The organism is Streptomyces sp. NPDC006997, from assembly GCF_040635175.1.
Classification (GTDB): Bacteria; Actinomycetota; Actinomycetes; order Streptomycetales; family Streptomycetaceae; genus Streptomyces.
The window spans coordinates 142,668-156,138 of sequence record NZ_JBEYHH010000014.1 but is presented as its reverse complement, the minus strand read 5'-3'; the positions used below and the strand labels follow the sequence as shown (position 1 = coordinate 156,138).

At 74.4% G+C, this 13,471-nt stretch carries 15 protein-coding genes; 9 read left to right on the top strand and 6 right to left on the bottom strand.

From position 1 onward, the window contains the following. The first annotated feature begins 64 nt into the window (after nucleotides 1–64). From ABZ659_RS16370 to ABZ659_RS16360, 3 genes are all read left to right on the top strand, one after another. A complete protein-coding gene (locus tag ABZ659_RS16370) occupies nucleotides 65–313 on the top strand; it encodes a hypothetical protein (RefSeq protein ID WP_360219408.1) in 249 nt (82 codons plus the stop codon). A gap of 181 nt (nucleotides 314–494) precedes the next feature. Continuing rightward, a complete protein-coding gene (locus tag ABZ659_RS16365) occupies nucleotides 495–1,490 on the top strand; it encodes a PP2C family protein-serine/threonine phosphatase (RefSeq protein ID WP_360219562.1) in 996 nt (331 codons plus the stop codon). Nucleotides 1,491–1,570: 80 nt separating this feature from the next. Further along, complete coding sequence (locus ABZ659_RS16360; RefSeq protein WP_360219405.1) at nucleotides 1,571–2,017, top strand: type II toxin-antitoxin system PemK/MazF family toxin; 447 nt, start codon at nucleotides 1,571–1,573, stop codon at nucleotides 2,015–2,017. 36 nt (nucleotides 2,018–2,053) lie between these two features. Here ABZ659_RS16360 and ABZ659_RS16355 read toward each other — a convergent pair whose 3' ends face one another. Then, nucleotides 2,054–2,890 carry a TIGR02452 family protein gene (locus ABZ659_RS16355; RefSeq protein ID WP_360219402.1) on the bottom strand — a complete coding sequence of 279 codons (837 nt, stop codon included), beginning with the start codon at nucleotides 2,888–2,890 and terminating at the stop codon, nucleotides 2,054–2,056. Between the two features lie 296 nt (nucleotides 2,891–3,186). Here ABZ659_RS16355 and egtA point away from each other — a divergent pair, with 296 nt between their 5' ends. The 4 genes from egtA to egtD are packed head-to-tail and all read left to right on the top strand — an operon-like array spanning nucleotide 3,187 to nucleotide 7,563. Continuing rightward, entirely contained in the window at nucleotides 3,187–4,482 is a 1,296-nt protein-coding gene (gene egtA / locus ABZ659_RS16350; RefSeq protein ID WP_360219399.1) for an ergothioneine biosynthesis glutamate--cysteine ligase EgtA, read from the top strand. Next, the gene (gene egtB, locus ABZ659_RS16345; RefSeq protein ID WP_360219396.1) at nucleotides 4,479–5,813 is read left to right on the top strand and encodes an ergothioneine biosynthesis protein EgtB; all 1,335 of its coding nucleotides are present in this window, start codon (nucleotides 4,479–4,481) and stop codon (nucleotides 5,811–5,813) included. Before egtA ends, egtB begins: the two co-directional genes overlap by 4 nt. Next, on the top strand, nucleotides 5,813–6,604 hold the full coding sequence (egtC, locus tag ABZ659_RS16340) for an ergothioneine biosynthesis protein EgtC (RefSeq protein WP_360219393.1): 792 nt from the start codon (nucleotides 5,813–5,815) through the stop codon (nucleotides 6,602–6,604). The genes egtB and egtC overlap by 1 nt, the downstream gene beginning before the upstream one ends. Then, nucleotides 6,601–7,563 (top strand): L-histidine N(alpha)-methyltransferase, encoded by a 963-nt coding sequence (egtD, locus tag ABZ659_RS16335; protein WP_360219390.1) that lies wholly within the window; start codon nucleotides 6,601–6,603, stop codon nucleotides 7,561–7,563. The genes egtC and egtD overlap by 4 nt, the downstream gene beginning before the upstream one ends. A gap of 3 nt (nucleotides 7,564–7,566) precedes the next feature. On the opposite strand, the gene ABZ659_RS16330 is transcribed toward egtD, so the two are convergent. Further along, the gene (locus tag ABZ659_RS16330) at nucleotides 7,567–8,799 is read right to left on the bottom strand and encodes an extracellular solute-binding protein (RefSeq protein ID WP_360219559.1); all 1,233 of its coding nucleotides are present in this window, start codon (nucleotides 8,797–8,799) and stop codon (nucleotides 7,567–7,569) included. 250 nt (nucleotides 8,800–9,049) lie between these two features. Between ABZ659_RS16330 and ABZ659_RS16325 the strand changes: the two genes are divergently transcribed. After that, a complete protein-coding gene (locus tag ABZ659_RS16325) occupies nucleotides 9,050–9,265 on the top strand; it encodes a dodecin (protein WP_360219387.1) in 216 nt (71 codons plus the stop codon). A 19-nt stretch (nucleotides 9,266–9,284) separates the two neighbouring features. On the opposite strand, the gene ABZ659_RS16320 is transcribed toward ABZ659_RS16325, so the two are convergent. Next, complete coding sequence (locus ABZ659_RS16320) at nucleotides 9,285–9,776, bottom strand: hypothetical protein (protein WP_360219384.1); 492 nt, start codon at nucleotides 9,774–9,776, stop codon at nucleotides 9,285–9,287. 61 nt (nucleotides 9,777–9,837) lie between these two features. Here ABZ659_RS16320 and ABZ659_RS16315 point away from each other — a divergent pair, with 61 nt between their 5' ends. Then, a complete protein-coding gene (locus ABZ659_RS16315) occupies nucleotides 9,838–10,836 on the top strand; it encodes an LLM class flavin-dependent oxidoreductase (protein WP_360219381.1) in 999 nt (332 codons plus the stop codon). A 43-nt stretch (nucleotides 10,837–10,879) separates the two neighbouring features. On the opposite strand, the gene ABZ659_RS16310 is transcribed toward ABZ659_RS16315, so the two are convergent. From ABZ659_RS16310 to ABZ659_RS16300, 3 genes are read right to left on the bottom strand one after another with little or no spacing between them, the layout of a single operon-like run. Further along, nucleotides 10,880–11,761 (bottom strand): PRC and DUF2382 domain-containing protein, encoded by an 882-nt coding sequence (locus ABZ659_RS16310; protein ID WP_360219378.1) that lies wholly within the window; start codon nucleotides 11,759–11,761, stop codon nucleotides 10,880–10,882. Continuing rightward, a complete protein-coding gene (locus ABZ659_RS16305; protein WP_360219375.1) occupies nucleotides 11,688–12,617 on the bottom strand; it encodes a lysophospholipid acyltransferase family protein in 930 nt (309 codons plus the stop codon). The genes ABZ659_RS16310 and ABZ659_RS16305 overlap by 74 nt, the downstream gene beginning before the upstream one ends. Then, nucleotides 12,617–13,393: a GNAT family N-acyltransferase gene (locus tag ABZ659_RS16300; protein ID WP_360219373.1), complete on the bottom strand. Its 777-nt coding sequence runs from the start codon at nucleotides 13,391–13,393 to the stop codon at nucleotides 12,617–12,619. Before ABZ659_RS16300 ends, ABZ659_RS16305 begins: the two co-directional genes overlap by 1 nt. Nucleotides 13,394–13,471 lie beyond the last annotated feature (78 nt).

Sequence of the window (13,471 nt, the reverse complement as noted above, 5' to 3'; positions counted from 1 at the left end):
GCGGGCCGCAGGGTGGCGGTCACGTCCCCGCGCCTGGCGGGTACGCCCGGGAAGGGAACCACCCATGACCGCACCGCGCGGTACGGCAGCGGCCCGTGACCTCCGGCCGGCCCTCATGGGGGGCGCGATCGCCGGGTCCGCCGGCGCCGTCACCAGCGCCCTGGCCGACTACGCCGTCGCGGGGATGCCCGCCGACGCCACCGTCAACGCGCTGAACCACGGCGTCTCCGGGCTGGTCGCGAGCTTCCTCGCCGGCTCCTCGGCCTGGTGGGGTACCAGCGGCGGGCCGCCCGGCGCGGATGACACCGCCTGACCGGTTCGCCGGGCGGCGCCGTCTGCGACGATGGACCCAGCTCCGTCGGGAGCGTGCGACGGGTCGGGGCGTCGGTGGCCACCCCCCGCGTCGCGGGGAGCGCGGAACAGCCACCGGCGCTGGAGGGGACGTGTGGGAAGGGAACAGCCGGATCGCCGTGCTGTCCGCCTTGCCGTTCACCATGATGACCCTGGTGTCACTGGTGGACATCGCCATCGGGCCCTCGGTGGGGCTGCTGCCGCTGCTGTCGCTGGGGCCCGCCTTCGCCCCGCTGGTCGGCGGCTGGCGGCGGACCGCCGCGGTCGGGCTGGTGTCGATGCTGCTCACCGTCGGCCTCGGTCTGTACGACGGTCTGCTGGACGGGGCCCGCGGCTATGTGAGCGTGCTGTCGGTGCTCGGGGTGACCGCGGCGGGCCTGGTCGCGGTGGCGATGCGGCAGCGGCGGGAGGCGGAACTGGCCAGCGTGCGGTCGATCGCCGAGGCCGCGCAGCGGGTGCTGCTCAAGCCGGTGCCGCGGCTCGCGGGGCAGCTGCGGGCCGCGGTGTCGTACACCTCCGCCGTGGCCGAGGCCCGGATCGGCGGCGACCTGTACGAGGTGGTCGCGGCGCCGCAGGGGGTGCGGGTGGTCGTGGGTGACGTGCAGGGCAAGGGCCTGGAGGCGGTGGAGACCGCGGCCGTGGTCCTCGGCGCCTTCCGCGAGGCCGCCCTGGACGAGGCCGACCTGACGCGGGTGGGGCACCGGCTCTCGCGGTCCGTGGACCGGCAGCTGGAGGGCGAGAAGTTCGTCACCGCGATCCTCGCCGAGGTGACCGACCACGAGGTCACCTTCCTCAACTACGGCCATCCGGCGCCGCTGGTGATCCGCGCCGACGGCTCCTCCGCGCTGCCGGAACCCGACGTCTACGCGCTGCCGCTGGGGCTGGGCGCGCACGGCACGTCCGAACCGCGGCCGTACCGGGCCGACTTCCGCCCCGGGGACCAACTGCTGCTCTACACCGACGGCATCACGGAGGCCCGGGACGGCGAGGGGCGCTTCTACCCGCTGGCCGACCGGGCCCACCTGCTCAAGGAGCACGACCCGGAGTCCGCCCTGGACGCCTTACGGCGGGACCTGCTCCAGCACGTCGGGGGCCCGCTCCAGGACGACGCGGCGATGCTGCTGCTGCGCTACCGCTGAGACGGGCCGCGCCCCCGGCTGCCGCTCCGCCCACGGCGGCCCCTGGTCCGCCTCACGGTCCACCGGCTACGGTGATCACCGTGACCGCTCCGACCGATGAGAACGCCCCGGGCCGCCACGGCCCCACCGCGACCACCGAGGCCGACTGCCGCGAGGTGGGCCGGGTGCGCACCGAGTACGCGCCCGCCTACGACGGGGACCCCGACCCCGGCGAGATCGTCTGGACGTGGGTGCCGTATGAGGAGAACGACGGACGGGGCAAGGACCGTCCCGTGCTGGTGGTGGCCCGGGAGGCGGCCGGCACGCTGCTCGCCGTACAGCTGTCCAGCAGGCGGCACGACGGGGAGCGGGACTGGTTGCCGATCGGCAGCGGACCGTGGGACCGGTCGGGCCGGGACTCCTGGGTCGGAGTGGACCGCGTCCTGCGGCTGCACGAGCGGGGGATGCGGCGGGAGGCCTGCGCGCTGGACCGGATGCGGTTCAACTCCGTACGCCACCGGCTGCGGGAGCGCTACGGCTGGGACTGACACCCCGCCCACGCCGTACGACAGCGGCGACGGACCCTACGGCTGGAGCTGACGCTCCGGGAACGCCTGCTCGAACGCGGCCCGCACCGTGTGACCCGGGGTGCGGTCAAGGACGCCGAACACCACCTGCGCGAAGGTCCCGGCGAACCGCCCACCGGGCCCGAGCAGCGCCCGGAACGCGCCCGCGACCCGCGCCGGGTCGTTGCGGAAGACGCCGCAGCCCCAGGCGCCGAGGACGAGCCGCCGGTAGCCGTGGTGCGCGGCCGTCTCCAGCACCCGCTCGGCGCGGCGGGCGAGGGCCGTCGGCAGCTCGGCCGCCCGCTGCGGGGTACGGCTCAGCACCACGCCCGCGTTCGGCGCGGCGGCGGTGAGGAACCCGGCGTGGAACGGCTCGTCGAGGAGACGGCCGCGGTCGTCGCGGAAGACCGGCACGGCGGGTGAGTGGATGACCCGGTCGGTGTAGAACGGGTCGCGGTGGGCGCGGTGGTGGTCGTAGAACTCCGGCGCCCGCAGCTGGCAGGTGTAGAGCGCGGAGGCCCGGCACAGGGCCTCCTCCTGCGCCTGCGCGCCGTTGAGGTAGCCGCCGCCGGGGTTCCGGGCCGAGGCGAAGTCGAGGACGGCGACCGGGTCGGGGTCCGCCCACAGCATCCTGCGGGCGGCCTCCAGACTGCTCTCGCCGGTGACCTCGAACGAGGTCGGCACGGACGGCACCACCTCGACCGGCACCGGCTCCGGGCCGTGCATCCGCGTACCGTCCCGGGCCGCGTCGACGGCCGCGGCGAGGGAGACCCACCGCCCGTCCGAGGCGCGGTAGCCGCCCGCGGCGACGATCTCCTCCGTCTCGCGGGCGATGCCGCGCAGGCGCGCGCTCATGGCGCCACCCCCGTGTGCGCCATGGGCGCGCGCCCCGCGGACGTCATCACTCGGTCATCTCCCCGTCGTCTCCCCCGCCGTGCCCGTGAACGCATCGTGAGCGATGCTGGTCGTGCGGTGCAACAGAGTTTCCCGGCCGCCGGAACTCCCACGGGATCCGGCGGCCGGGTCCGGAAAAAGCCCGCCTTGCACCCTTGTGCGGAACGGCGCGACGGTCTTGGGTGGGACGGGTGTGCCGGGTCGGGCCCTCACGGGCCGGGTCCGGCGACATGGTGGAATCTCAGGAGGATCCCGACATGTCCCAAGCAAGAACCACTCCCCACCGGAGTGGGGGCACCGATACCCGCACCGCCGTCACGGACGCCGAGGTGGAAGCCCTCGTGAGGGGCATCTGCTTCAAGACCGGACCGCCGCGCTCCCTGGGCGTCGAAGTGGAATGGCTCGTCCAGGAGCTGCGCGCCCCGCGGCTCCCCGTCTCGACCGAACGTCTCGAAGCGGCCTACGCCGCCCTGCGGACCGTGCCCCTGAACTCGGCGCTCACCGTCGAACCCGGTGGCCAGCTGGAACTCAGCTCGCCGCCCGCCGCCTCCCTCATGGAGTGCGTGGGCACCGTCTCCGCCGACCTCGACGCCGTCCGCGCGGCACTGCGCGAGCACGGCCTCGGCCTCCTCGGCATCGGCCAGGACCCCTGGCACCCGCCCCGGCGCTTCCTGCGCCAGCCGCGCTACGACGCCATGGAAGCCTGTCTCGACCGCGCCGGCCCCGCCGGGCGCGCCATGATGTGCACCTCCGCCTCCGTCCAGGTCTGTCTGGACGCGGGCACCGAGGAGCCGGGCCCGCTCGGGCACGTCCGCCGCTGGTGGCTGGCCCACCAGCTGGGCGCGGTCCTGGTGGCCGCGTTCGCCAACTCCCCGCTCGCCGGACGGCAACCGACCGGCTGGCGCTCCACCCGGCAGCTGACCTGGACGGAGATCGGCGCGGACCGGGCGGGCGCGCCTCCGCTGGACGCCGACCCGCGCGGCGCCTGGGCCCGGCACGTGCTGGACGCCCCGGTGATGTGCGTACGGCGGGACGGCGGGCCGTGGGAGGTGCCCGAGGGGCTGACCCTACGGGAGTGGACCCGGTCGGGCGGTCCCCGGCCGCCCACCCGTGACGACGTCGACTACCACCTGACGACGCTGTTCCCGCCGGTCAGGCCCCGGGGCCACCTGGAGCTGCGGATGATCGACGCGCAGCCCGGCGAGGACGGGTGGATCGTGCCGCTCGCGGTGACGGCCGCGCTGTTCGACGACGCGCAGGCCGCCGAGACCGCCTACCGGACCGTGAAGCCGCTGGCCGAGCGGGCGCTCGGGCTGCCCGCGCCGCACAACCCGCTGTGGGTCGACGCCGCCCGGCACGGGCTCGCCGACCCGGAGCTGCACGAGGCGGCCGTGGCCTGCTTCGAGGCGGCCCTCGCGGGCCTGCCCCGGCTCGGCGCCACCGCCGACGTGGTCGGCGCCGTCACCGGGTACCGGGACCGCTACGTCGTGCCGGGCCGCTGCCCCGCCGACGACCTGCTGGACGAGCTGGACGGGAAGGACCTGAGCACATGACCGAGCACGTCACCGAAACCGCCGTCGACACCGAAGCGTTCCGGGAGCGTGCGCTGGCCTCGCTGCTCACCGCCCGGGACCGGACCACCCTGCTGACGTCCTGCGTCGAGGGGCCGGACCTCACCGCCCAGCACTCGCCGCTGATGTCGCCGCTGGTGTGGGACCTGGCCCACATCGGCAACCAGGAGGAGCTGTGGCTGCTGCGGGCGGTCGCCGGGCAGGACGCGATCCGGCCCGAGATCGACAGCCTGTACGACGCCTTCGAGCACCCGCGCGCCGAACGCCCCAGCCTGCCGCTGCTGTCGCCCGAGGAGGCGCGCAGGTACGCCGCCGAGGTCCGCGGGCGGGCGCTGGACGTGCTGGCGTCGACCGCGTTCCAGGGCACGCGGCTGACGGAGGCGGGCTTCGCCTTCGGCATGATCGCCCAGCACGAGCAGCAGCACGACGAGACGATGCTGATCACCCACCAGCTCCGCACGGGCCCGCGGGCGCTCACCGCCCCGGACCCGGAGCCGGTGCCGCTGTTCACCGGACCGGCCGAGGTGCTCGTCCCCGGCGGCCCGTTCACCATGGGCACCTCCACCGAACCCTGGGCGCTGGACAACGAACGGCCCGCGCACCGGCGCGAGGTGGCGCCGTACTGGATCGACACCACGCCGGTGACGAACGGCGCCTACCAGGCGTTCGTCGAGGACGGCGGCTACGAGGAGCCGCGCTGGTGGACGGCGGAGGGCTGGGACCACATCCGCCGCCACGCCATCAGGGCGCCGCTGTACTGGCGCCGGGACGGCGGGCAGTGGCTGCGCCGCCGCTTCGGCGTCACCGAGGTGGTGCCGGCCGACGAGCCGGTGCTGCACGTGTGCTGGTACGAGGCCGACGCCTACGCCCGCTGGGCCGGGCGGCGGCTGCCCACCGAGGCGGAGTGGGAGAAGGCGGCCCGCTTCGACCCGGCGACCGGCGGCTCCACCCGCTACCCGTGGGGCGACGCCGACCCGGCGCCCGAGCACGCCAACCTCGGCCAGCGGCACCTGCGCCCGGCCCCGGCGGGCAGCTACCCGGCCGGGGAGTCACCGCTGGGGGTACGGCAGTTGATAGGCGACGTGTGGGAGTGGACGGCGAGCGACTTCACGCCGTACCCGGGCTTCACGGCGTTCCCGTACAAGGAGTACTCGGAGGTGTTCTTCGGGCCCGACCACAAGGTGCTGCGCGGCGGTTCGTTCGCGGTGGACCCGGTGGCCTGCCGGGGCACGTTCCGCAACTGGGACTACCCGGTCCGGCGGCAGATCTTCTCCGGCTTCCGCACCGCCCGCTCGGCGCCGGTGGCGGCCTGATGTGCCGTCATATCGCCTACGTGGGGCCGGAGGTGCCGCTCGGCAGACTCCTGGTCGAGCCACCGCACGGGCTGTACCGGCAGTCGTGGGCGCCGCGTCGGCAGCGCCACGGGACGGTCAACGCCGACGGGTTCGGCGTCGGCTGGTACGCCGGGGGCGACCCGGTTCCGGCGCGCTACCGCCGGGCCGGGCCGATCTGGGCCGACCTGTCGTTCGCGGACCTGGCCCGGGTGGTGCGCTCGGCGGCACTGCTGGCCGCCGTACGGGACGCCACCCTGGCGGGCGCGGACGCCGAGGCCGCGGCGGCGCCGTTCGCCTCGGGGCGCTGGTTGTTCAGCCACAACGGCGCCGTCCGGGGCTGGCCCGGCTCGCTGGCCGCGCTGTCCCGGAGCCTGCCGCCCGAGGACCTGCTGAGCCTGGAGGCCAGAAACGATTCCGCACTGGTCTGGGCGCTGGTCCTGGCCCGGCTGCGGGCCGGGGACGACCCGGGTCTGGCGCTGTCCGCCGCGGTGGCGGAGGTCGCCTCCGCCGCCCCGGAGTCCCGGCTCAACCTGCTGCTGACCGACGGCACCTCGATCGCCGCGACCGCCTGGGGCGACACGCTCTGGTACCGCTCGCTGCCCGGCGGCGGCACCGTCGTCGCCTCCGAGCCCGCCGACGACGCCCCCCAGTGGCGCGAGGTCCCCGACCGCACCCTGCTCACCGCCGGCCGCACCGAGGTGCGGCTCACCCCGCTCAAGGAGCCGAGCGACGCCTCGCTCCCCGCACCGCCGAAGGAGCCCCGCTCGTGAGTCCGTTCCTTCTCACCCGGACCCTGCCCGAGGACGCCACCGACGCCGCGCTGCGCGCCGACGTCCTGCTGGGCCTGACCCGCGATCCGAAGACGCTGCCGCCGAAGTGGTTCTACGACGCCCGGGGCAGCGAGCTGTTCGAGCGGATCACCGAACTGCCCGAGTACTACCCGACCCGCGCGGAGCGGGAGATCCTGCTCAACCGGGCCGCCGAGATCGCCGCGGCGGCCCGCCCGCGCACCCTGGTGGAGCTGGGCTCCGGCTCCTCGGACAAGACCCGGCACCTGCTCGACGCGCTGCCGGGCCTGGACACCTACGTGCCCGTCGACGTCAGCGAGAGCGCCCTCACCCAGGCCGGGCAGGCGCTGGTGGCCGAGCGGCCGGGGCTGCGGGTGCACGCCCTGATCGCCGACTTCACCGCCCGGATCGAGCTGCCGGAGACACCGGGGCCCCGGCTGGTGGCGTTCCTCGGCGGCACCATCGGCAACCTGCTGCCCGCCGAGCGTGCCGAGTTCCTCGGCGCGGTGCGGGCGCTGCTCTCCCCGGGCGACGCCCTGCTGCTCGGCACCGACCTGGTCAAGGACGAAGAGGTCCTGGTGCGGGCGTACGACGACGCGGCCGGGGTGACGGCCGCGTTCAACAAGAACGTGCTGGCGGTCGTCAACCGTGAGCTGGGCGCCGACTTCGATCCGGACGCGTTCACCCATGTGGCCCTGTGGGACGCCGGGTGCGAGTGGATCGAGATGCGGCTGCGGGCCCGTACCGCGCAGACCGTGAAGATCCCCACGCTGGACCTCGCCGTGGACTTCGCGGCGGGCGAGGAACTGCGCACCGAGGTGTCGGCGAAGTTCCGCGAGGACGGCGTACGGGCGGAACTCGCCGTGGCCGGCCTTGAGCTGACGCACTGGTGGACGGATGCCGAGGACCGGTTCGCGCTGTCGCTGAGCGTGGTGCCGTAGCGGTCAGGACAGGGGTACCGCCAGCGCCTCGGTGACGCGCCGGGAGGCGTTGCGGGCCTCTGTCGCCGGGTCGGCGCCGTTGAGGACCCTGGTCATGTACTCCTTGATCGGGTTGTCCGCCTCGACGTTGGCCCACTCCGGGGTGGCGGGGGTCGCCCGGCCCCGCGCCGCCCCGGCCGCCATGGCGGCGACGCCCTCCTCCCCGGCGACCGCGCTGGCCAGCGTCGTCTTGTTGGGCACGTAGTTCATCGTGCGGGCCAGCTCGGTGTTCCACTTCTCCCCGGCCAGCGCGGAGACGACGGCGATCGCGCCCTCCCGGTGGTCGGTGTTCTTCGGTACGACGAGGTCGGAGCCGCCGGTGAAGACGGCGCCGGGCTGCTCGGCGGTCGGTCCCGGTACCGGGAAGAAGCCCAGCTTGCCCTCCAGGTCGGGGTTCTCCTGGAGGATGGTGCGGGCGGTGCCGGGGACGGCGACGATCTGCGCGACCTGTCCCGCGGCGAACATTCCGGCCTGCGGCGGGTGTTCCTCGTCGGCGTCGACGGGGCCCTCGCCGAGCTCCTGGAGCCGGCGGTAGAAGTCCATGCCGCGCAGGGCGGCGGGGCTGTGCAGGGTGCCCTGCCAGCTCCCGCCGGTGTCCTTGGCGAGGTCGCCGCCCTCGTCCCAGATGAACCCGGCGAGGGTGTACCAGTCCTGTCCGGCGAGGTAGATGCCCTGGTTGCCGTCGGTGTTGAGCTGTTCGGTGGCGGTGAGCCACTCCTCGCGGGTCTTGGGCGGTTCGTCGATCCCGGCCTGGGCGAAGAGGTCCTTGCGGTAGACGACGACCCGGTTGGCCGCGTACCAGGGGATGCCGTACTGCTGGGAGAGCTGCTCGCCGGGTTCGGCGAGGCCGGGCAGCCAGTCGCGCATCCCCCAGTCCCGCATGGACTCCAGGGTCAGGTCGAGCAGGCCGCCGCCGTCGACGTACTGCGAGACCTGGGTGTTGCCGACCTCGATGACGTCGGGGCCGTCCGGGGAGCCGCCCTGGAGGGCGGTGTGCACCTTGTCCCCGATGCCGGTCCACTCCTGGATGCGGATGTCGAGGTCGAGGTCGGTGTGCTCGCTCTCGAACTCCTCGGTGAACCGGTCGATGAACTCCTGGGACGCGCTGCCCTTCATCAGCCACACGGTGACCGTGTGCCGCTCGGCTCCGTCGTCCCCGGGCAGCAGACCGCAGCCGCTGGTCAGGGTGGCGGACAGACATACGCACGCGAGCAGACGGCCTGCGGGTGGTCTCACGAGGGGTCCTGTTCTGTCTGTGGACAGGGTCGAGGGGCCCGACGTGGGGGGACGAGCGCGTCGCTCGCACGGGTGTGCTGGATTTTGGTATGGACCAATGCGGAGGTCAAGCGGAACGGGGAACCCGGAGGCGACGCCTCGCGCTCCGTCGCAGCCTGGGGCACCGTTGAGTGACGTACGACACACCGAACACGACGGAAGGAACCCCCGTATGTCGAACCACACCTACCGGGTCACGGACATCGTCGGCACCTCGCCGGACGGCGTGGACCAGGCCATCCGCAACGGCATCGGCCGCGCCTCGCAGACCCTGCGCAACCTCGACTGGTTCGAGGTGACCGAGGTGCGGGGCCAGTTGAACGACGGGGAGATCGCCCACTGGCAGGTGAGCATGAAGGTCGGCTTCCGCCTGGACGACGCGGACTGACGGGCAGCGCGCCCGGGGGTCAGGTGCGGCCCTCCCGCTCCTGGGCCGTCTTCAGCGCGACGGACGGGGTCGCCCAGCGGGCGCGGACGACGGTGAAACCCGCCCGTTCGGCGTCGTCGCAGACCAGTTCGTCGTCGTCGACCAGCACCCGGACGTCCCGGGTGCGGGCGAGGCGGCGCAGGACCTCCAGTTTGGTGCGGCGGGCGGGTCTGCGGTCGTCGTCGCGGCGCATGTGCACCGTGCCCCCGGGCAGTCCGTGCGCCGCGAGCCACTCCACGGTGTCGCGCCGGCACCGCTCGGGACGGCCGGTGAGGTAGACGACCTCGCACTCCTCGGCGCTCTCCCGGACCAGCGCCACCCCCTCGGCCAGCGGCGGGTCGTGCGGCGCGGCGGCGAAGAAGGCGTCCCAGTCCCGGGGCCCGCGCTGGAGGAACCGCTGCCGGTGGGCGGTGTCGGCGAGGGTGTTGTCCAGGTCGAACACGGCGACGGGGCGCTCGCTGTGGGCTGTCACCCGGCCACCCTAGACAACGGCCGCGCGGGAATGCCCGGGCCTCCCAGGCGTTGACCCTTGCGTGACTTCCGTGCTGGCGTCGACGCGCTTCTCCGTCCTCGACCGATCCCGCACCCGCGAGGGACGGCCGGTCGGGGAGGCACTGCGGGACACCGTGGAGCTGGCGCGGGAGGCCGAACGGCTCGGCTACCACCGCTTCTGGGTCGCCGAGCACCACGGCGTGCCCGGGGTCGCGGGCTCCGCGCCGACGGTGCTGGCCGCCGCGGTGGCCGCCGCGACCCGCACCATCCGGGTCGGCACCGGCGGCGTGATGCTCCCCAACCACCAGCCCCTCGTCGTCGCCGAGCAGTTCGGCGTCCTGGAGTCGCTGTACCCGGCGCGGATCGACATGGGTCTGGGCCGCTCGGTCGGCTTCACGGGCGGGGTGCGCAGGGCGCTCGGCCGGGACCGGCACGCCGCGGACGACTTCGCCGCCCAGCTCGACGACCTCCTCGGCTTCTTCCGCGGCACCTCACCGACCGGGGTACGGGCCCGCCCCGCCGAGGGTCTGACCGTGCCGCCGTTCGTGCTGGCGATGGGCGAGGGCGCGGACATCGCGGCCCGCGCGGGACTGCCGATGGTGATCGGCGACCTCAGGAACCGGGACCGGATGCGCCGTGGCGTCGACCGCTACCGCGAGCGCTTCCGCCCCTCCCCCTGGGCGGCCGAGCCGTACGTCGTGGTCTCCGGCACCGTCGCGGTCGCCGCCACACCCGACGCGGCCCGGCGACTGCTGGTCCCCGAGGCCTGGTCGATGGCCCACTCCCGCACCCACGGCACCTTCCCGCCGCTACCGCCCGCCGAACGCGTCGAGGCGCTCACCCTCACCGCGCGGGAACGCGGCTTCTACGAGGAGGGCCTCGCCGGTCAGGTCGCGGGCACCGCGGAGCAGGTCGCGCACGAGCTGGAGACGGTGCTGAAGGAGACCGGGGCGCAGGAGGTGCTGGTCACGACCAGCACCTTTGACCGCGCCGCCCTGCTGGACTCCTACCGGCGGCTGGCTGAGCTGTTCGCCGGCTGACGCGGGCGGCCCGGACGGCCGCCCGCCGCCACGGGGCGCCGGGTCAGCCGTCCTGCGGCCGGATGTCGTCCGGCTCGACGCCCTCGGCCTCGATGTGCTCCTTGCGGACCTGGCCGCGTACGGTCTCCTCCTCGGTCTGCTCGTCGGTGGTCATCCGCACCCGCTCCACGGGCACCGCCTCGGTCTCCACGACGGGGCGCTCCTCATGGAGGGTGACCTCGTGCTCGGCCTCGCCGATCTGCGGACCGGAGAGCGCGGCGTCGCGGTTGGCATCGGTGATGGGCTCCCGTTCGACGCGGACCTCCTCGTGCCGCAGCGGCACGGTCGTCTCGACCTCCTCGGTGACCACGTACTTGCGCAGCCGCGCCCGTCCTGCCTCCCGGCGCTCGACGCCGACGTGCATCTGCTCCTCGGAGCGGGTCATGGCGTCGTCGTCGGCGTACTGCCCGGTCCCGCCCGCCGCACCGGCGGTACCGGCCGTCCCCGCGGTACCGGCCGTCCCCGCGGCGCCCATCGCGCCCGCCGTGCCCGCGGCGTAGCCGGTCTGGCCATACTGCTCGCCCTGACCGTACTGGCCGGTCTCGCCGCCGTCGTCGAGGACGCTGTCCCAGGTGATGCCGTAGTAGTCGTAGAGGCGGTGCTCCTCCGACTCCGACAGGTGGCCGCCCGCGTCGACGTCCACGTTGGGGGCTTCCTTGACCTGGTCCTTGCGGTACGGGATCTCGACGTGGTCCTCGACGAGGCGGGCCTCCCGGATCGGGACGAAGGACTCGTTGGAGCCGAACCACCCGGTCTTGACGGTCACCCATTCGGGGCGGCCGGTCATGTCGTCGAAGAAGACGTGCTTGGCCTCACCGATCTTGTGGCCCTCTCCGTCGTAGACGGGGTGGTCGAGTACGTTGCTGATCTGGTCGCGGGTGATCATCTGGCATCACCCTCCTTCCGGAATGCGGTGCGACCTGTTCCGAGTCACCGCCACAAGAATCGAGAAACAGGACAAAAGCGCCTCTAGTCACACATTTCTGGGCGGATCGAGCCAGAGTGCGCCGGTCCGGGTGGCTGCCGGGCGGGATCACGGGACGTACGTCCACCTCCGCGACCAGGCCACGGGTGGCGGCCACCCGCCAGAGGGAGGCCAGCAGGGAGTCGTCGCCGACGAAGGCGGCGGCCGTGCTGACGGCCCCGCTGTCCAGGCGGTAGCCGAGCCGTACGGGCTGCACCGGGACGCCCGCGTCCAGGGCCGCCTGGAAGACGGCCCGCCGGAAGGTGCCCCGCGCGCGCCCGCACCAGGTGCTCCCCTCGGGGAACACACCGACCGCGGCGCCGGAGCGCAACGCGTCCGCGAGGTGGGCGACGGTGCCCGGGAGGGCGCGCAGCCGGTCGCGTTCGAGGAAGACCACCCCGGCCCGCGCGGCCAGCGCCCCGGCGACCGGCCACCGCCGTATCTCCGCCTTGGCGATCAGCCGGGCGGGGCGTACGGCGGCCAGCAGCGGGATGTCCAGCCAGGAGATGTGGTTGGCGACCAGCAGCACCCCGCCCGACGGGGCGGCGCCCCCGCGCACCCGGACCCGCACGCCCGCGGCCCGCACCACCGTCAGCGCCCAGCGGCGCACCAGCCCGGCCGGGACGCGCCCGCCCAGCGGCAGCAGCGCGACCCCGGCGAGCAGCACCACCGCCACGGCCGTCAGCCGCAGCACGGCCCGCGCCGTCACCGCGCCCCGCCCCGCGGGCTCGACGCACGCCCGCGGGGTGCAGGGCGCGCCGGGCAGCCAGACGCTCATCAGACCGACGGGACGAGGGAGAGGAAGTGCCGCAGGTAGCGCTCGTTGACCCGGCGCATCGACAGCAGCACGTACAGGTCGGCGACCCCGAAGTCCGCGTCGTGCGCGGGTTCGCCGCACACCCGGGCGCCGAGGCGGAGGTAGCCGCGCAGCAGGGGCGGCAGTTCGGTGCGCCCGGCCGGGCGGGCCACGCCGTCCGGGTTCCACGGCAGCAGCGGCCGTACCCGGTGCTCCGGCGGCGCCAGGTGCTTGTCGCGCACCCGGTCCCAGGTGGCGGCGGCGAGGGCACCGCCGTCGGCGAGCGGTACGGAGCAGCAGCCCGCCAGCCACTCGTGTCCGCGGTCGACCATGTAGCGGGCGATCCCGGCCCAGATCAGGCCGATGACGGTGCCGTCGCGGTGGTCGGGGTGGACGCAGGAGCGGCCGACCTCGACCAGCTGGCCGCGGATCGGGTCCAGCGCGGTGAGGTCGAACTCGGCCTCGGAGTAGAGCCGCCCGGCGACGGCGGCCCGCTCCGGCGGCAGCAGGCGGTAGGTGCCGACGACCTGCCCGGTGTGGTTGTCGTGGACGAGCAGGTGGTCGCAGTACGCGTCGAACGCGTCGGCGTCGACACCCGGCTCGGCGCTGGCGAGCAGCGCGCCCATCTCCCCGGCGAAGACGTCGTGCCGCAACCGCTGGGCGGCGCGGACGTCGGCCTCGTCGCGGGCCACGGTGACGGTGTAGCGGGTGGGGGCCGCGGGCTGTCGGGGACGGTCGAGCGTGGACACGCCGGTCATGGGTTTCTCCTGGTCAGGGCGGGGTGACGGCGAGCGGTGCCGTCGCCCCTTGTTCTTCCGAGACCGGTTGGCGCCCAC